This is a genomic window from Kitasatospora sp. NPDC003701 (assembly GCF_053587085.1).
This window is the reverse complement of record NZ_JBSFNM010000016.1, coordinates 51,760-69,382: the sequence shown is the minus strand read 5'-3', so window position 1 is coordinate 69,382 and position 17,623 is coordinate 51,760. Positions and strand designations below refer to the sequence as shown.

Genomic DNA, 17,623 nt, shown 5'->3' with positions numbered 1-17,623 from the left:
GGGAGTGTTCGGCAGCGCGTCTTTGCAGGTCGTGTCGGAAGGGTTGGCCCGGGGACGGTGAACGGGCGCCGAGTGCGCCGGGTGCGCGCCGCCTACCGCTCGGACGGGTGCGGTGGGCCCGTCAGATCCGGAAGGTTCGCATCCGCATCGCTTCGCGCATCCGCCGTTCCTTGGTGCGCCTGGGCTGGACCCGCTCCCGCAGTTCGCGCGCCTCGGCGAGTTCGCGGAGGAACACCGTCCGCCGCTTGCGGCGCTCCGCCTCGGTCTCCGGATGGTCCGGGGGCAGGTCCGAGTGCCCGCCCGACGAGCCCGTGGGCCCGCCCGCCGAGCCGTCCCCGTTCTTCGGGTTGCTCGTCATAGGACCTGACTTTCCCAGATCGGCCGGATTGATACCACAGGAGGACGTTCCGCCCGGACATTCGCGGTGCGTCACGGCGTGTCACGTCCGAGTGACCCCGGACGGCCCCGCGCGGGGGTGCGGAGTCGGCCGGGCGGGCCGCGGGGTGGCGTCCGGGCGTCCGGGGCCGGGCTAACCTCGATGCATGCGGATCCACGTCGTCGACCACCCCCTGGTCGCCCACAAGCTCTCCACCCTGCGCGACGAGCGCACCGACTCGCCGACCTTCCGTCGCCTGACCGACGAGCTGGTGACCCTTCTCGCGTACGAGGCGACGCGGGACGTCCGCACCGAGGAGGTGGAGATCACCACCCCCGTGGCGGTCACCACCGGCACCCGGCTGAGCTACCCCCGCCCGCTGGTCGTCCCGATCCTGCGGGCCGGCCTGGGCATGCTCGACGGGATGACCCGGCTGCTGCCGACCGCCGAGGTGGGCTTCCTCGGCATGGTGCGCAACGAGGAGACCCTGGAGGCCTCCACCTACGCCACCCGGATGCCGGACGACCTCTCCGGCCGCCAGGTCTACGTGCTCGACCCGATGCTGGCCACCGGCGGCACGCTGGTCGCGGCGATCCGGATGCTGATCGAGCGGGGCGCCACCGACGTCACCGCCGTGGTGCTGCTGGCCGCGCCGGAGGGCGTCGCGGTGATGGAGAAGGAGCTGGCCGGGCTGCCGGTCACCGTCGTGACCGCCGCCGTCGACGAGCGGCTGAACGAGAACGGCTACATCGTCCCCGGCCTCGGCGACGCGGGCGACCGCCTGTACGGCACCGCGGGCTGAGCCCGCGGGCCCACGAGCCCCCGGGCGCAGGACGTCCGACCGTACGAGGAGAGCCCCCCGGCATGGTGCCGGGGGGCTCTCCTCCGTTCCGCGGGGCCGGCTCAGCAGCTGCCGTTGGTGCTCGGGGTCGGGGAGGGCTTGGTGGCCAGGGCCAGCGCGGCGGCGGCCTGGGTCTCGTCCAGCAGGGTGTTGTAGCTGTCGCCGACGACGACGTCCACGGTGTTGTCGGTGCGGGCGTCCACGGTGACGGTGGCCCCGGCGATCTGCGAGCTGATCAGCGTGGCGGCGCCGGCACCGGCCGGGCCGGCGATCACCACGGCGGTGCCGGGCACCTTCTTGTCCAGCTCGGCCGGGGCGTTGCCCTTCTTGTCCACGGTGAAGCCGCGCTTGGTGAACTCGTCGGCGGTCCGCCCGGCCAGGCCGGACTTGGTGGTGGCGTTGAAGACGTTCAGCTTGAAGCCGGCCGGCTGCGGGATGGCGTGCGGGTCGCCGGCGGGGGCGTCCGGGGTGGGGGTGGGAGCGGCCAGCGGTTTGCCGGAGGGCGTCGCGCAGGCCTGGGCGGAGGCGTTCTTGCCCTTGCCGGTGAAGATGTCGTAGAGCTGGACGCCGCCGAGCGCGATGAGCGCCAGCGCGAGCAGCGAGCCGAGCAGGGCCATGACCTTGCGGCTCTTCTTCGGTGGCCGGCCCAGCCGTGGATAGGCGTTGCCGGTGACGCGGTACTGCTTCCCCTTCAGGCCTTGGGGAGTCAACATGCTCACGGTTTGTCTCCCCCTCGTGCCAGGGCGGGGATCGGGTGACGGATTCGGCCTGGGTGGGCGGCATTCGCCACGGACTGCGGCCGTAGTCAGCAGATTAGTGCCGTACGGCTGCGAAGGTACTAAATGATCATCATCTGGAGTACGCCGGCACCCGAACGGGGGTACCGGCGAATGCGCGGACCGCCCTCCGGAGGTGGCCGGAGGGCGGTGTCCACGCGGATCGCGGGGTGCGGGAGGGGCCCGTCACTCCATTTCGAGGACGCGGGCGTGCAGCACCTGGCGCTGCTGGAGCGCGGCGCGTACGGCGCGGTGCAGCCCGTCCTCCAGGTAGAGGTCGCCGTGCCACTTCACGACGTGGGCGAAGAGATCGCCGTAGAAGGTGGAGTCCTCCGCGAGGAGGGTCTCCAGATCGAGTTGGCCCTTGGTGGTCACCAGCTGGTCCAGCCGCACCGGACGCGGGGCGACGTCCGCCCACTGGCGGGTGCTGGTCCGGCCGTGATCCGGGTACGGCCGCCCATTGCCGATGCGCTTGAAGATCACACGGAAAGCCTACCGTTTGGGCGGCGGATGGCGCAGCAGCCGCGGCGCCGCCACGCGCACCGGCGCGAGCTGCGGGCGGACGATTGCGGCTGTTTCATGGGAAATGTCGCGAACGTCGCCCCTCAGCTCTGCCCTGGAGTGTGCACCGATGTCCACCGCCGAGCCGCCGTCCACCGCCTCCGGCACCGAACTCCTCCCGCCCGCGGTGCGGGAGATCGCCGCGGGGTACGCCTTCACCGGGCCCGCCCTCGACCTCGGTGCGGTGCTGCTGGACGGCACCGCCCACCGCGACGCCCAGGTGCGCATCCCGCTCGGGGTGCTCAACCGGCACGGGCTGGTCGCGGGTGCCACCGGCACCGGCAAGACCAAGACCCTCCAGCTGATCGCCGAACAGCTCTCCGCCCAAGGCGTGCCGGTGTTCCTGGCGGACGTCAAGGGCGACGTCTCGGGGATCTCGGCGCCCGGCACGCCGAGCGAGCGGACCGCCGCCCGGGCCGCCGAGGTCGGCCAGAACTGGTCGGCGCAGGGCTGCCCGACCGAGTTCTACGCGCTGGGCGGCCTGGGCACGGGCATCCCGGTCCGAGCCACCGTCACCAGCTTCGGCCCGCTGCTGCTCGCCAAGGTGCTCGACCTGAACGAGACCCAGGAGTCCTCGCTCGGCCTGGTCTTCCACTACGCCGACCGCAACGGCCTGGAGCTGTACGACCTCAAGGACCTCACCGCCGTCATCACCTTCCTCACCTCGCCCGAGGGCAAGGAGGAGCTGAAGGGCATCGGCGGGATCTCGGCGGCCACCGCGGGAGTGATCCTGCGCTCGCTCACCATGCTGGAGAACGAGGGCGCCGGGGCGTTCTTCGGGGAGCCGGAGTTCGACACCGCCGAGCTGCTGCGGACGGCGCCGGACGGCCGCGGGACCGTCTCGGCGCTGGAGCTGCCCGCCGTGCAGGACCGCCCGCGGCTCTTCTCCACCTTCCTGATGTGGCTGCTGGCCGACCTCTACCAGGAGCTGCCCGAGGTGGGGGACCTCGACAAGCCCAAGCTGGTGTTCTTCTTCGACGAGGCGCACCTGCTCTTCAAGGGCGCCTCCAAGGCCTTCCTGGAGGCGATCACCCAGACCGTCCGGCTGATCCGCTCCAAGGGCGTCGGGATCTTCTTCGTCACCCAGACGCCGAAGGACGTGCCGGCCGATGTGCTCGCCCAGCTGGGCAACCGGGTGCAGCACGCGCTGCGGGCCTTCACCCCGGACGACGCCAAGGCGCTCAAGGCGACCGTCTCCACCTTCCCCCGGTCCTCGTACGACCTGAGCGAGGTGCTGACCTCGCTCGGCACCGGTGAGGCCGTGGTCACGGTGCTCTCCGAGAAGGGGGCGCCGACGCCGGTGGCGGCGACCAGGCTGCGGGCGCCGCAGTCGCTGATGGGCCCGGTCGAGCCGGCCGTGCTGCGGGCGGCGGTGGACGCGTCGGCCGTGGCGGCCCGCTACCGGGACGCGATCGACCGGGAGTCGGCCTACGAGAAGCTGGCCGCCCGGGCGGCGCGGCCGGAGCCGGCGCCGGTGCCGGGCGAGGAGCCGCGGGGTTCGCGGGAGTCGCGGGAGCCGCAGGGTTCGCGGGAGCCTCGGGAGCCGCAGGGTTCGCGGGAGTCGCGTGCCGGGAAGGACGACGGGGTGCTCGGGATGCTGCTGAGCAACCCGACGCTGAAGTCCTTCGCCCGCTCGGCCGGGTCGCAGCTCGGGCGGGAGATCTCGCGCAGCCTGTTCGGGACGTCCCGACGGCGGCGCTGAGGCGGGCTGGCGGGCCGGCGCGCGGGGCGGGCCCGGGCCCGGGCCGGCCGCCTAGCCGGCCAGCGCGGCGCCGATCCGGTCCAGCGAGGAGAGCCGCATCAGGCCGTAGTTGTAGAACTCGACCTCCGGCACGCCCAGCTCCCGGAGCATGGCGATCTTCGCGGCGAGGTTCGCCGGGCCGTCGCAGTCCGAGGCCATCGGCCGCAGGATCACCGCCATGTCCTGCGGGCGGACCCCGTGCAGGGCGAAGGCGGCGATCTTCTCCCGGACGGCCTCCGGGGTCCGCGCGTAGCCGAGCGTCTCGATCTGGTCGGCCGCCGCGGCGAGCGCGGGCAGGTCGATGCCGGCGAGCCAGCCCCGGCCCGGGCCGCCGCCGTCCATGAAGCTCAGCCGCATGCCGTGGCGCCGGGCCTCCTCGGCCACCTCGGCGGCGAGCGAGGTCACCGTGGCGGCGGAGGCGTCGACGTAGGCCGCGACGGTGCCGTCGGCCAGCTGGTCCAGGGCGGCGGGCTCGGCGGCGGCCGTGTCGTCGGCCAGCCGGTGGCGCAGTTCGGTGCGGACGGTCGCCGCCACCTCGTCCGCCGGGACGCCCGCACGGACGGCGGCGGCGCGGCAGTGCTCGCAGAAGCAGATCCCGAGCAGTGCCTCGGCGACCGGGCCCAGCTCCTCGAAGTAGCGCTCGTGGTGGTAGCCGTGGCGCAGCCCGTGGAAGTGCAGCGACTCGGCCCGGATCGCGTCCACGCCGTACCGGGCCAGCTCGGCGACCAGCGTCACCGCGTACTCGCGGACCTCCGGGGCGGCCGGGCAGAGCTCGGTGAGGTGGCGGTCGCCGAAGGCGTTGGCGGGCGCGCAGTCGGGGTGTTCGAAGCCGAGCCGGTCGTTGTGGCAGAACACCGTCCAGGCGTGCAGCTTCAGCCCGCGGCGCCGCGCCTCGGCGGCGGCCTCGGCGAAGGGGTCGCGGTCGCCGATCGCGGTGGAGGGGGTGGGGCGCAGGCGGCGGCCGGCCCAGCGCGCCGGGTCGGGGCGGAAGTAGGCGGCGCCGGGCTCCAGGTAGCGGATCACCCGGTGCGGGTTGTGCGGGAAGACGTCCCGGGCCTCGTGGTAGACCGAGGCGAGGGTCACGCCGCCGACCCCGGCCCGGTCGGCGAGGTTGCCGAAGAAGGTGTCGGGGCCCTCGTCCAGCAGGTCGGTGGCGAAGGCGAGGACGGACGACTCCACGGTGCGGCTCCGGAGCAGGGGGCAGGTGTTCTCCCACGCTAGCCGGAGGCCCGGGATTGGTCTATACCTGGCCGTAACGGGCGGACACCGCCGCGCCCTCGGTCAGAGACCGAGGTCGTCCAGCTCCTTGAGCAGCGCGGCCCGGGAGCCGGCGGCGGGCTCGGGGGCCGGGGCCGCGGCGGCCTTCGGACCGCGGTTGCGGAGCAGCCAGGCGGCGGCGAGCCCGCCGAGCAGGCCGCCGAGGTGGCCAAGCCAGCTGACCCCCTGGGCGACGGGCAGGACGCCGATCAGCAGGTAGGAGTACACGGCCGCGACGACGACGCCGATCACCGCGTCCAGCAGGTTGCGGTCGAGCACCCCGCGCAGCACCAGGTAGCCGAAGTAGCCGTAGACCAGGCCGCTGGCGCCGGCCGTGACCACCTCGGGGCGCTCGAACAGCCAGACCGTGAGGCCGCTGAGGACGACGATCATCAAGGTCGCCCCGAGGAACTTCCTCATGCCCCGGTAGGCGGAGAGGAAGCCGAACACGAACAGCGGCCAGGAGTTGGCCTCGATGTGCCCCCAACCGAAGTGCAGCAGCGGCATGGTGAACATGTCCGGCAGCTCGTCGAGCCGGCGCGGCATCAGCCCGAAGTCGTAGGAGAGGCCGTAGTCGTCCATCCAGTTGACCACCTGCACCGCCCAGATGACGGCGAGCATGCCGAGCACGGTGAGGAGGGCGCGGCGGGAGTCGGCCAGCAGGCGGGCGAGCTTGGGGGTCATGACCCGACTGTAGATCGGGCCCGTGCGCGACGGCACCCCACTACAGTGAATCGCGTCATTCAGCCTGGTCCGGGCTGTCCTGGTTGTCGAGAGGTGACCGTTTCATGAGCGTTCGTCCGCCGCTGCCCTACGAGTTCCTGCCGCAGGTGCCGTCCTTCGAGCTGACCAGTGAGGACATCGCCGAAGGCGGCAAGCTGGCCGAGGAGTTCATCCACGCGGGCGGCAACCTGTCGCCGCAGCTGTCCTGGTCCGGCCTGCCGGAGGGCACCCGGTCCATCGCCGTCACCTGCTACGACCCGGACGCCCCGACCGGCTCCGGCTGGTGGCACTGGCTCGCCCTCAACCTGCCCGGTGACACCACCGGCCTGGTGCGCGGCGCCGGTTCGTCGGACGACGACCTGCCCGGTGCGGCCTCGTTCCACGGCCGCAACGACTTCCCCGGCAACAAGTACGACGGCGCCGCCCCGCCGCCCGGCGCCCCGCACCGCTACGCCTTCGCCGTGCACGCGCTGGACGTGGACGCGCTGGACGTCACCGCGCAGACGCCGGCGGCCCAGATCGGCTTCCACATCACCTTCCACACGCTGGGCCGCGCGGTGCTGACCGCCGAGTTCGGCGTCTGAGGCCTAGCCGGGGTCCGGGCCGGGGGCCGGGTCGGGGCCTGCTGCGGCGTCCGGTTCGGGGGCCGAGCCGGGGCTGAATCAGCGTTCGGCTCGGGGGGAGGCCTGACCCGCGCTGTCCGCCGCCCGGCCGGCGCGGGCGGCCAGTTCGCGCAGGTGGGCGTGCATCTGCGGGGGCTCGTGCACCTCGAACTCGCAGCCGAGCATCACCAGGCGCATGGCCAGCCACTCCAGCGATTCGGCGCGGGAGCGGAGGCGGCAGCTGTGCGCGTCGACCGGCTCGATCTCGGAGTCGCGCTGCAGCCAGTACGGGATGTCGGTGGCGGGCATGTGCAGGGTGGCGAGCAGGGTGTACGTCGGCGCGAGCCGGTGGAGCTTGCTCGCCACGTACGCGGCCGCGTCCTCGGCGGGGAGTTCGCGGGGGGTGATCCGGGCGCCGGTGGCGAACGGCTCGCTGATCCGGTCCACCCGGAAGAGCCGCCAGTCGTCGCGGTCGAGGTCGTACCCCACCAGGTACCAGCGGCGCCCGGCCGAGACCAGGCGGTTGGGCTCCACCCGGCGGCTGGTCTCGGCGCCGTCGCCGGCCCGGTAGCCGAACCGCAGCCGCTCCCGGTTGGTGACGGCGTTGGCGAGCACGGTGAGGTCCTCCGGGTCGACGGTCGGGCCGTCGCCGGTCAGCAGCGGCACGGTGGCCGCGTTGAGGGCGCCGACCCGGTGCCGCAGCCGGCTCGGCAGGACCTGGAGCAGCTTGCCGAGGGCGCGGACCGAGGCCTCCTCGATGCCCACCACGGCGTGTCCGGCGGCCGCCCGGAGCCCGACCGCGATGGCCACCGCCTCCTCGTCGTCCAGCAGCAGCGGCGGCATGGCCGTCCCCGCGACCAGCCGGTAGCCGCCGACCGCGCCCATCGTCGCCTGGACGGGGTAGCCGAGCTCGCGCAGCCGGTCGATGTCGCGGCGGATCGTCCGGGGGCTGACCCGCAGGCGCTCGGCCAGCTCGCTGCCCGGCCACTCGCGCGGCGTCTGCAGCAGGGACAGCAGGGTCAGCAGTCTCGCCGGGGTGTCGGTCATGGTGTCCAGGATGCCGGACAAGGAGGACAAGAGCTGACCTACATGACCTCTATCGTCGTCGACGTGCCGAAGAGCGAGGTAGAGGAGAAGCAGATGACAGCGGATACCGGGGCGGGATCCCGAGCGGGGGCCGGGGTGGTGTCCGACCGCCGGCGGTGGATCGCGCTGGCGATCGTGATGACGGCCTCGTTCATGGACCTGGTGGACGTCACCATCGTGAACATCGCCATCCCCAGCATCCAGGAGGACACCGGCGCCTCGTTCAGCGCCATCCAGTGGGTCACCGGCGGTTACGCCCTGGCCTTCGCGATCGGGCTGATCACCGGTGGCCGACTGGGCGACATCTACGGCCGGAAGCGGCTGTTCCTGATCGGGATCGGCGGCTTCACCGTCGCCTCGGCGCTCTGCGGCCTGGCGACCGGCGCCGAGATGCTGGTCGCGACGCGGATCCTGCAGGGCGGCACGGCGGCGCTGATGGTGCCGCAGGTGCTGTCGATCATCCACGCGACCTTCCCGGCGGAGGAGCGCGGCAAGGTGTTCGGCCTGTTCGGCGCGGTCGTCGGCCTGGGCGCCGTCTCCGGCCCGCTGATCGGTGCGCTGCTGACGGAGTGGGACCTCTTCGGGCTGGCCTGGCGGCCGATCTTCCTGATCAACCTGCCGGTCGGCATCGCCGGGCTGCTGCTCGGCCGGGCGTTCATCGGGGAGTCGCGGGCCGAGAAGGCGCTCAAGCTGGACCTCGTGGGCGTGCTGCTGGCCAGTGCCGGCCTGCTGATGCTGCTCTACCCGCTCACCCACGGGCGGGAGGCCGGCTGGCCGCTCTGGGGACACCTCTCGATGGTCGGCAGCCTGCCGGTGTTCGCACTGTTCGTCGCCTACGAGAAGGTCAAGACGCGGCGGGACGGCTCGCCGCTGGTCGAGCTCTCGCTGTTCCGGGTGAAGAGCTTCGCGGCCGGCATCGGCGTGCAGCTGACCTTCGGCCTGGTCACCGGGATCTTCTTCCTGGTCTGGACGCTCTACATGCAGATCGGGCTGGGCTGGAGCCCGCTCAAGGCCGGTACGACGGGCATCCCGTTCTCGATCGCGGTCTCGGTGGCGGCCGGTCTCTCGGTGCAGCAGCTGGTGCCGCGCTTCGGCCGCAAGGTGCTCCAGGCGGGCGCGCTGGTGATGGCGGCGGGCGCGCTCACCTACATCTGGGAGGCCGACCGGTACGGCACGGCGATCGCGCCCTGGCAGATGGCGCTGCCGCTGGTGGTGATGGGCGCCGGGATGGGCCTGATCGTCGCGCCGATCACGGACGCGGTGCTGGCGGAGGTGCCGCGCGAGCACGCCGGTTCGGCGTCGGGCCTGATCAACACGGTGAACCAGCTGGGGACGGCGCTGGGGCTCGGGCTGGTGTCGGTGGCGTTCTTCGGGGCGATGGACGACGTGGTCGCCCCGGAGGCGGTCGGGACGGCGTTCGGCGGGGCGTTCGTCAACGCGATGTGGTGGGTCGTGGGGGTGCTGCTGGCGGTGTTCCTGCTGATGTTCGCGCTGCCGAGGCGCAAGGCGGAGGTCGTCGCCGGCTCGGCCGACGCGGTCGCGCAGGAGGAGCGGGAGCAGGAGCCCGTCCTGGTCTGACGGTGTGTGGTGGGGCCCCGGTCGCGATGCGCGGCCGGGGCCCTCGCGCGCACACTGGGAGGACCATGGAGCGGCTGGCGGTGGACTCCTCGGCGCTGCGCTCGGTCGGGTACGACGCGGCGCACCGCGTGCTGGAGCTGGAGTTCAGCGGCGGGCACGTCTACGAGTACGCCGCGGTGCCCGGGCGGGTGCACCGGGAGCTGATGGCGGCGGAGAGCCACGGGCGGTACTTCGCCCGGGAGATCCGGGGGCGGTACGCGTACCGGCGGGTGCGGTGAGCGGGCCGGTCGTCGGTCGGCTCAGGCGGCGCGGCGGTAGCTGCTGCCGTCCTGCGGCCGGACGAGGTGGCCTGCCTCGACCAGGAAGCGGCGCAGCGCCGGGTAGTCGTCGTGCACCGTTCGCAGCGTGTCGTTGACCTCGCGCTCGCTGTAGGAGCGGTCCGCCTCGAAGAGGGCGCCGGCGAGGTGGGCGAGCAGTTGCTCGCGGCGGGCCGCCTTGCGGGGGATGGCGGGCAGGCGGCCGTCGGCGGAGAAGAGCGAACGCACGGCGGGGCTGTCGGTACCGGTCATGCGTGGAGCCTCGCCCGGGGGCGGGTGGGCGGGCAACCCGTTTTCGGGGGTGCGGGGTGCGGGGTGCGGGGCGCGGTGCCCGGCCGCCCGGCGCTCCTGGTGAGCGCCGGGCGGCAGAAGTGGCGCGGGGTCAGACCTTGGCCGTCTTGGCCTCCTTGGCGGCCCGCTTCACCTCCTGCTTGTGGGCGCGCACCTTGTCCAGCGACTCCGGCCCGGTGATGTCCGCGACCGACCGGTACGCCCCCTCCTCGCCGTACAGGCCCGCCGCCTCGCGCCAGCCCGCCGGCTGCACGCCGTACTGCTTGCCGAGCAGCGCGAGGAAGATCTGCGACTTCTGCTTCCCGAACCCGGGAAGGGCGTTGAGGCGGCTGAGCAGCTCCCGGCCGGTCGCGACATCGCGCCAGAGCGCCGCCGCGTCGCCGTCGTACTGCGCCACCAGGAACTGGCAGAGCTGCTGCACCCGCTTGGCCATCGCGGCCGGGTAGCGGTGCACGGCCGGCTTCTCGGAGAGCAGGGCGACGAACGCCTCGGGGTTGTGGACGGCGATCTCGTGCGCGTCCAGGTCGGCCCGGCCCAGACGCTGCGCGATGGTGAGCGGGCCGGTGAACGCCCACTCCATGGGCACCTGCTGGTCGAGAAGCATCCCGACGAGCGCGGCGAGCGCGCTGCGCCCGAGCAGTTCGTCGGCCTCGGGCTGCTGCGCGAGCCGGACGGTGACGTTCATGGGCAGGCCCTCCTCGGATCGTGGAGACTCGGATCGCCGCCCAGTCTGGTGGACGGCGGGGGAGGCGAGGGGGTCAACACGCCCGTAGGGGTGGATTGGTTGAGTTGAGCGGCCTTGCCGTGCCTGGGTAGTTCGTTGGCGGATTGTTCTGTGGTCCGGCCGGTGTCCGATGATGTGGCCGGGCGGCCGTCCGACGGGCCGGGCATTCGGACGGCTCCACCGGACCGGCCCCGGCCCGGTGGAGCCGAATCCGGGCGGCCTCCGGGCGACTTCCGGGCTACGCGTATCCGCGTCGAAGGGCAGGGGGTCGATGCGATCAACGGCGCTCGGATCGAGTGAATTCGCGGGCTCCTTGTATTCGACGACGATCGGCGCCTTGCGCATTCCTGTGGCGGTACATCAAAGCGCTTCGTACGTCAGATCGTTGGGATTCCTTTCGTGGCCGGAACGGAAAAGGGACGACCCCGGCGGTGCTCCAGCGCCTGGGAGTCCGGTGCCGGGAGCGTGACCTGTGGGCGGCGCATGGCCGATGCCGGGTCCACGGGCGCGCCCCCCGTTCCCGGGTGTCTCGCGCCGAGGCCTCGGCAACGTGCGGGCGATCCTCGCGGCCGTCGGTCGTACTGAGCGATCTCGGTGTCGTCCGGTCGGGCGTCGTCGAGCGACTCCCTGAGGTCATTCGAACGGGGTTTCGCGGGCGGGCCGGGCGATCGGCCGCAGCGACCGTTGTCCTGCCGGTCCGGGTGGCCGGCGAATGCCGCCGTGCCGATGATCGGTCTCCCCTGCGGCCGGAACCGGGTCACGCACTGGTGGTGCGGCCGCGAGAGGGGAGGCCGATAGTCCTGTCATATCAGTGGACTTGTCGCTAATTCCCTTGGCTCTCAGGTCGAGTAGCCATCACGTCGGCACAGGGCAAAGAGGAAACGGGAAACAGCGCCATTCCCGGTTCACCCCAGTCGTCCGCATGCCAATATTCATGCGGAGGCGGGGGGAGAGACCGTCCCGGGCCCACGACGCAGAACCACGGGCAGACGGTTCCAGAGAGGGGGTTGGCATGCGCATGCCTAAGATGTCCGATACGGTCGGCGAGTTCGGTCCGGAACTGCGCAGACGGCGGATCGCCGCCGGACTGACGCTCACCCGGCTGGCCGAGTTGCTCAGCTACAGCAAGGGCCACCTCAGCAAGATCGAACGCGGTCACAAGACACCACCGCCCGACCTGGCCCGCCGCTGCGACGCCCAACTCGGCGCCGGCGGCGAGCTGGAGAAACTGGCGCCGTCCGAGACTCCCGAGTGCGGAGCGGGGGTGGACGGCGCCACGGTCGACGACACGGCATGGCTGCTGAGGGTCGGCCCCGACGGCGTCCGCTGGCCCGGTGGCCTCGGGCGGCGCCGACTGCTCGCCGTCGGCGCGACATCGCTGCTGGGGGTGGGAGTCGCCACCACCGTGATGCCGCAGCAGGCGCACGCACAGGCGCAGGCGGTCACGGATACGGCGCCGGTGGAGATCTTCCGCCTGCAGTTCGACCAGATGCGGACGCTCGGCCAGACCACCGACCCCGGCGTCCTGCTGCCACTGCTCACCGTCCAGACCCACACCCTGCGCGAACTCGCCCTCCAGGCCGGTGCGTCGAGCCGTCCGAAGCTGCTCGGCCTCGCCGCACGGTACGCCGAGTACGCCGGCTGGATGGCCCAGGAAGCCGGCGACAACCCGGCCGCCCTCTGGTGGACCGCCCGCGCCGTCGAACTCGCCGAGGCCGGCGGTGACCGCGACCTCGCCTCGTACGCACTCGTCCGGCGAGCCCTGGTCACCCTCTACGCGGGCGACGCCGCCCAGACCGTCGGGCTGGTCGCCCGGGCCCAGGAGGACCGGCTGCCGCCCCGGATCCGCGGCCTCGCAGCCCAGCGGGAGGCCCAGGGCCACGCCCTGGCCGGCGACCGTACGGCCAGCCTGCGCAGCCTCGACCGGGCCCGCGACCTGCTGGCCCGGGCCGCAGCCGAGGACGGCACCGGCACGCCCGTGCTCGGGACGAGCAACCTCACCGACCCCGCCGCCATGGTCACCGGCTGGTGTCTGCACGACCTCGGCCGCCCCGCGCAGGCCGCCGAGGTCCTCGACCGCGAATTCCTGCGGATCCCCGCGCACGCCACCCGCAGCCGCGCCCGGTACGGCCTGCGACGCGCCCTCGCGCACGCGGCCGCCGGGGAGATCGAGCACGCCTGCGCGCTGGCGGCCGAACTGCTGCCGCTCGTCCCGGCGCTGCGGTCGGCGACCATCACCACCGACGTGGAGCGGCTCGCCCGCGAGCTGGCCCGGTTCCGGGCCAACCGGGCGGTGCTCGACCTCCAGCCCGCGCTCGCCGAGGCGCTCCACCCGTAGGCCCGGCCCGCCCGGCCACTCCTCGCTTCCTGACCTGCCTTTCCCCGGCCCGGTTCCTGCCCCCGTCATTCCTTCGAGAGGTGATCCGTCATGCCCGACATCTTCGTGAACTACCGCACCACCGACGAGGACACCGGTGCCACCCTGATCGAGCGCGAGCTGTCCCGGAGGTTCGGTAGCGAGCGGGTGTTCCGCGCCAGCAAATCGATCAAGGTCGGCCGGCGCTTCCCGCAGGAGCTGCTGACCGCCGTGCGCCGCAGCAGCGTGCTGATCGCCGTCATCGGCGAACGCTGGGCCGAAGCCCGTACCGCGGACGGCCGGCGCGCGCTCGACGATCCCGAGGACTGGACCCGGCGGGAGATCGTCGAGGCCTTCGAGAGCGGTGCGCTGGTCGTGCCGGTGCTGATCGGCCGCGCCACCCGGCTGAACCGGCGCGACCTCCCGGCCGAGCTGGGCGAGTTGGCCGACTGCCAGTACCGCCGGCTGGAGACCCGTAACGCGGAGGCCGACCTGGCCCGGATCGGTGACGACCTGGCCGAGGCGCTGCCCCAGCTCGCCGAGGCAGAGCGGCAGCTCGCGAGGAGCGACGCCGATCGGCCGGAGGTTCGGAACCGGGTGGGCCGGGTCGACGGCAGCGTCGTCCAGGCCGGGGACTACACGCACCGGCAGAGCGGGGGCATCGGCAACGTGGGCGGCGACGTGGGCACGTTCATCAACACGGCGAACGGGCCGATGCACACGGGCAGCGGCGCGCAGCACAACGAGATCCGCAACGGGGGCGTGCAGCTCACCGGGGAGGGCGCGAACTACCTCGAGCGCGGGAGCGTGCAGCAGGAGTTCGGCAGCCGCCGGGGTCGCGAGGAGCGGGACGAGCGCGAGGAGCGCCGCCGCCGCGAGGGCCGGCAGCGGTGACCGACGCCGGGGGCGGCGCCCGGATCGAGGAGATCCGGGGAGCCGCGCACACCGGGCCCGGAGCCCAGCACAACCACTTCTACGGATCCGATCAACCGCCGATGGCCCGCCCCAAGGTGGACCCGTGGCGGGTGGCGCTGGAGCAGCGCAGCTGGCTGAAGCAGCGGTTCGTGGCTCCGGCGGGCTTCGGTGACGCGCAGCAGCGGTTGGCCAGGGTCGGCACTACCGTCCTGCTGGCCGGCCCGGCCGGCAGCGGCCGGCGGACCGCAGCGGTGATGCTGCTGCACGGCCCCGACGACGAGGACACCCCCTTCATCGAGATGTCGTTCTCGATGGACAAGGAGAACGACGACGTCCCGGACCCGGAGGAGGGTGACCGGCTGCTGCTGGACCTCTCCGCCGTCTCCGAGGAGGCCTACCCGCGCGCGCAGGAGCTGCTGTACTCCTTCTGGGGCAAGGTGGAGGCTGCGAACGCCCGGTTGGTGGCCGTACTTCCCTCCAGCGACGAGGAGTTGCTGCACCCCAGACTTCGGCAGCTGGTCGCCGCGATCGGTCGGCCGCGGGCCATGGCCGTCCTGCGTCGGCATCTTGACTGCGACCGCATTCACTGGGACCCGGGCGCGCTGGAGGAGGGGGAACTGCGGGCGCTGGACACGTTCGCGATGCGGGACATCCAGCGCTTCGCCAACCTGGTGGCCCAGGCGAGGACGGCGGATCCGTCCGGTGGGATGGCCGGCTGGATCCGGCAGGCGCTCGGCGCGCTCAGCAACCGCAGCGCCGAGGTGACCAAGGAGGTGGCCGCCCTCGACTCCGGCCCGCAGCGCGCGCTGCTGTTCGTGGCGTCGATGATGGCCGGGGCGCCTGCCGATGCCGTCTTCCTGCACACCGACCGCCTGCTGAGGCTGGTCGAGCACACGCCGGATGAGAAGCCGCAGTTGGAGCGTGCCGATCTGGCGGAGCGGTTGAAGGCCCTGCCGGTGGAGGTGGACGGGCACGGCAGGATCCGGTTCACCTCGCTGGCCTACGACGGGGCGGTCCGAGCCCACTTCTGGACGTACTTCCCAGGGTTGCGCGACCGGTTCGGTGCGTGGGTCGAGGACGCGGTGGACAAGCCGCACCCGGCGCTCGGGTTGCAGGAGCGGCGCAGGCTCGTCGAACGCTTCACCGAGCAGAGCCTGCGTACCTCGGAGTGGTCGCTGCTGCACCGGTTGGCGGGGGAGTGGGCTGCGGACCCCCACCGGGCGAACGAGGCACTGGCGGTACTCGAACTCGGCCTCTCCCACGAGCGCCACGCCGCGGGCTTCCGGGCCAAGATCTACGAATGGGCGACCCCTGCCGGGCCCGTCCAGCCGAACCTGGCCCGGGTGCTTGCCCGGGCCTGCGGTGAGGTGATGGCCCGGACCCACCCGGACCAGGCACTCGTCCGGCTCCACCACCTCGCGCGGAGGACCAGGGGGAGCAGCGAGTCCGACGTGCGGGAGGCGCTGTTCGAGCTGGCCCGGCACGACCGGCGGCTGTACGTGAAACTGCTGGCCCGGCTCTGGGACGGCCTGGAGTCCCGGCGGGACGCCACCCCGGACATCCGGCTCTTCCTCGGGTTGGTGAACCCTCCGCCGACGTCGTGGGTCCCCTCCGATGCGCTGACACGGGGCTGGGCCGGGGTGCTGGCGGCGGTACCGCCGCACTGGTGGGAGCCGACGGTCGGGCAGTGGCTCTCGGCGGCCGCGTCGGCACCGGGTCCGACGGCGCGGCGGTTGATGAAGGTGCTGGTCAGCGCCGCCCGGGGTCGCGGGGACCTTCTCTCCCGGCTCTACCTGGTCGCCCGCGACTGGGCGGCGGCAGGCGGGCAGCCGGAGGAGCAGATCGGCCGGGCCGATGTCGCGGCCCGGTTCTGGCAGGAGATCGATTCCGCACAGGGCATCGAGTTGTCCGACCCGCCCCGCGCGGGCCGGATCGAGGAGAGGTATCGGTGAACTCCATGAACTCCATGAGCAGGGCCCGCGTCGGCGGCCTCGCCGCAGCGGCCGGGCTGTTGCCCGTCGCCCTGGGGCTGGCCCTGGGCTGGCCGGCCTGGGTGTGGGCGGTGGCGGCGGGTTTCGTCGTCCTGGTGGTGCTGCAACTGGTCGGGCGTGGCACCGGGGAGCGGCCTGCCCCACAGTCGGTTCCGGATCCGTCCCAGGCGTACCCGTGGGACCGGCCGGGGCCGGTTCCGTCGGCGGCGCAGACGTTCGCCCAGTCGACCGTGTACACAACTGCGCCGCCGACGGCTGGCGCCTCTGCTTCCGATCCCGGTCGCGCGGACGCGTCGTGGCTGCCGCAGACGCCTGCCGCTCCGGTCGAAGTCCCTTACCAGGAAGCCCGGGTGGAGAACGTGGCGCTGCCGAGCGGAGTGCCGGACTATGACTTCGTGTTCTCGGCAACCGTTCGGTGGCGGCCGCTGCCGCAGGCGGGCGGCCTGGTCCACACCAACCTGGGCGGACTGGCCGTCGACACCGTGCTTGCCCGCGCCAGGGCGGTGACCGAGCGGGAACACCCGGCCAGGCCGGACCTCGTCTGGTACCGGCTGGCCGGGGTGCTCGGGCTGACGGACCGGGACGCGTCCGGGCTGGTGGAGGCGATGGCCGAGCAGGTCGGGCTCCGCATTCCGGATGCCGACCGGGCGCGCCTCGACCAGCTGGCCGAGGCGCGCAAGACAGAGGAGCTCTGGGAACTCGAACTGCGGCACGAGCGGACCCGACGGGCATATCTCGGCGAGGACGTGCTCAAGTCGACCGGCAGCGCCGTGGTCTGGTGGCTGGCCCGGAACTCGGAGGAGGTGCAGCAGACGGTCGACATGATCGGCCCGCTGGCGCAGTTGTCCGCGGCCGCCAACGACCAGGCGGTGGACGTGCTGTACCGGCACATGGTGGCCGGGGCGGACGTGGCAGAGGCGGCGGCGCAGCTGTTCTCGGGGGAGACGGGCGGTGCGGCCGCGGCGGCTACCGACCGGGCGACCGGTGCGGAGCCGGGAGCGGAGGACGATCCGTTGTCCCGTGCGGAGCCGGCTTTCCCCTGGTCGGCACCCGGCCCGTGGTCGACGCCGATCCCGGCGCCGAGCGCGGAGCCGGACGGGCCGAGGAGGGGGCCGGTGGTGGTCGGGCCGCTCAACGATCTGATGGACGACGTCGACATCAGCGGGGAGGACGAGCGGACCGTCTACGCGCACAGGATCGCCCGACTCACCGAGGCGATGGGCAGGTCGGAAGGAGCGGACCTGATCAAGGCGAGTCTGGAGGAGTCCGAGTCGGGGGGAGGGGCCGGGGTGGCAGCGCCGGTCGGGTTCGTGCCGGGGCCGGTGCGACCCGACGCCGAGCAGCTGGTCCGCGAGCCCGTCGACGGCGTTGCCGACGGGGAACCGGACGAGGAGGGGCCGGTCGTCTCGGCCTGGGAGGTGCTCAGGGACTCCGTCAACGGCGGCGGGCCGGAGGAACCTCCGGACGTCGCCGGGGTCTGAGAAGGAC

17 protein-coding genes are annotated in these 17,623 nt (G+C 73.0%); 9 read left to right on the top strand and 8 right to left on the bottom strand.

Annotated elements, in window-relative coordinates; genetic code table 11:
- Positions 1–121: 121 nt before the first annotated feature.
- Positions 122–358: a hypothetical protein gene (locus tag ACWDRR_RS17535; RefSeq protein ID WP_449773067.1), complete on the bottom strand. Its 237-nt coding sequence runs from the start codon at positions 356–358 to the stop codon at positions 122–124.
- Positions 359–542: 184 nt separating this feature from the next.
- Here ACWDRR_RS17535 and upp point away from each other — a divergent pair, with 184 nt between their 5' ends.
- The gene (gene upp, locus ACWDRR_RS17530) at positions 543–1,178 is read left to right on the top strand and encodes a uracil phosphoribosyltransferase (RefSeq protein ID WP_329488640.1); all 636 of its coding nucleotides are present in this window, start codon (positions 543–545) and stop codon (positions 1,176–1,178) included.
- 101 nt (positions 1,179–1,279) lie between these two features.
- Here the strand turns inward: upp and ACWDRR_RS17525 are convergent, their stop codons facing one another.
- On the bottom strand, positions 1,280–1,930 hold the full coding sequence (locus ACWDRR_RS17525) for a LytR C-terminal domain-containing protein (RefSeq protein WP_449773148.1): 651 nt from the start codon (positions 1,928–1,930) through the stop codon (positions 1,280–1,282).
- A gap of 249 nt (positions 1,931–2,179) precedes the next feature.
- On the bottom strand, positions 2,180–2,476 hold the full coding sequence (locus tag ACWDRR_RS17520; RefSeq protein WP_030061387.1) for a type II toxin-antitoxin system VapB family antitoxin: 297 nt from the start codon (positions 2,474–2,476) through the stop codon (positions 2,180–2,182).
- A gap of 148 nt (positions 2,477–2,624) precedes the next feature.
- Between ACWDRR_RS17520 and ACWDRR_RS17515 the strand changes: the two genes are divergently transcribed.
- Positions 2,625–4,256 carry a helicase HerA-like domain-containing protein gene (locus ACWDRR_RS17515; RefSeq protein ID WP_449773066.1) on the top strand — a complete coding sequence of 544 codons (1,632 nt, stop codon included), beginning with the start codon at positions 2,625–2,627 and terminating at the stop codon, positions 4,254–4,256.
- A gap of 51 nt (positions 4,257–4,307) precedes the next feature.
- Here the strand turns inward: ACWDRR_RS17515 and ACWDRR_RS17510 are convergent, their stop codons facing one another.
- Positions 4,308–5,474 carry a hypothetical protein gene (locus ACWDRR_RS17510; RefSeq protein WP_449773065.1) on the bottom strand — a complete coding sequence of 389 codons (1,167 nt, stop codon included), beginning with the start codon at positions 5,472–5,474 and terminating at the stop codon, positions 4,308–4,310.
- Between the two features lie 102 nt (positions 5,475–5,576).
- Positions 5,577–6,236, bottom strand: coding sequence for a rhomboid family intramembrane serine protease (locus ACWDRR_RS17505; RefSeq protein WP_449773064.1), 660 nt, complete (start codon positions 6,234–6,236; stop codon positions 5,577–5,579).
- A 104-nt stretch (positions 6,237–6,340) separates the two neighbouring features.
- On the opposite strand from ACWDRR_RS17505, the gene ACWDRR_RS17500 reads away from it, so the two are divergent.
- Positions 6,341–6,859 (top strand): YbhB/YbcL family Raf kinase inhibitor-like protein, encoded by a 519-nt coding sequence (locus ACWDRR_RS17500; protein WP_449773063.1) that lies wholly within the window; start codon positions 6,341–6,343, stop codon positions 6,857–6,859.
- A gap of 78 nt (positions 6,860–6,937) precedes the next feature.
- Here ACWDRR_RS17500 and ACWDRR_RS17495 read toward each other — a convergent pair whose 3' ends face one another.
- The gene (locus ACWDRR_RS17495; protein WP_449773062.1) at positions 6,938–7,924 is read right to left on the bottom strand and encodes a helix-turn-helix transcriptional regulator; all 987 of its coding nucleotides are present in this window, start codon (positions 7,922–7,924) and stop codon (positions 6,938–6,940) included.
- Between the two features lie 93 nt (positions 7,925–8,017).
- Between ACWDRR_RS17495 and ACWDRR_RS17490 the strand changes: the two genes are divergently transcribed.
- A complete protein-coding gene (locus ACWDRR_RS17490; protein WP_449773147.1) occupies positions 8,018–9,541 on the top strand; it encodes an MFS transporter in 1,524 nt (507 codons plus the stop codon).
- 65 nt (positions 9,542–9,606) lie between these two features.
- On the top strand, positions 9,607–9,819 hold the full coding sequence (locus tag ACWDRR_RS17485) for a KTSC domain-containing protein (RefSeq protein WP_449773061.1): 213 nt from the start codon (positions 9,607–9,609) through the stop codon (positions 9,817–9,819).
- A 21-nt stretch (positions 9,820–9,840) separates the two neighbouring features.
- Here ACWDRR_RS17485 and ACWDRR_RS17480 read toward each other — a convergent pair whose 3' ends face one another.
- Both ACWDRR_RS17480 and ACWDRR_RS17475 read right to left on the bottom strand, forming a co-directional pair.
- On the bottom strand, positions 9,841–10,110 hold the full coding sequence (locus ACWDRR_RS17480) for a DUF2087 domain-containing protein (RefSeq protein ID WP_449773060.1): 270 nt from the start codon (positions 10,108–10,110) through the stop codon (positions 9,841–9,843).
- A gap of 130 nt (positions 10,111–10,240) precedes the next feature.
- Complete coding sequence (locus ACWDRR_RS17475) at positions 10,241–10,834, bottom strand: HhH-GPD-type base excision DNA repair protein (protein WP_449773059.1); 594 nt, start codon at positions 10,832–10,834, stop codon at positions 10,241–10,243.
- A gap of 1,066 nt (positions 10,835–11,900) precedes the next feature.
- Between ACWDRR_RS17475 and ACWDRR_RS17470 the strand changes: the two genes are divergently transcribed.
- From ACWDRR_RS17470 to ACWDRR_RS17455, 4 genes are all read left to right on the top strand, one after another.
- Positions 11,901–13,211 carry a helix-turn-helix domain-containing protein gene (locus tag ACWDRR_RS17470; RefSeq protein WP_449773058.1) on the top strand — a complete coding sequence of 437 codons (1,311 nt, stop codon included), beginning with the start codon at positions 11,901–11,903 and terminating at the stop codon, positions 13,209–13,211.
- A 90-nt stretch (positions 13,212–13,301) separates the two neighbouring features.
- Positions 13,302–14,123, top strand: coding sequence for a TIR domain-containing protein (locus ACWDRR_RS17465; RefSeq protein ID WP_449773057.1), 822 nt, complete (start codon positions 13,302–13,304; stop codon positions 14,121–14,123).
- Positions 14,120–16,096 carry a hypothetical protein gene (locus tag ACWDRR_RS17460; protein ID WP_449773056.1) on the top strand — a complete coding sequence of 659 codons (1,977 nt, stop codon included), beginning with the start codon at positions 14,120–14,122 and terminating at the stop codon, positions 16,094–16,096. Before ACWDRR_RS17465 ends, ACWDRR_RS17460 begins: the two co-directional genes overlap by 4 nt.
- Positions 16,093–17,616 (top strand): hypothetical protein, encoded by a 1,524-nt coding sequence (locus tag ACWDRR_RS17455; protein ID WP_449773055.1) that lies wholly within the window; start codon positions 16,093–16,095, stop codon positions 17,614–17,616. The genes ACWDRR_RS17460 and ACWDRR_RS17455 overlap by 4 nt, the downstream gene beginning before the upstream one ends.
- The last annotated feature ends 7 nt before the right edge of the window (positions 17,617–17,623 follow it).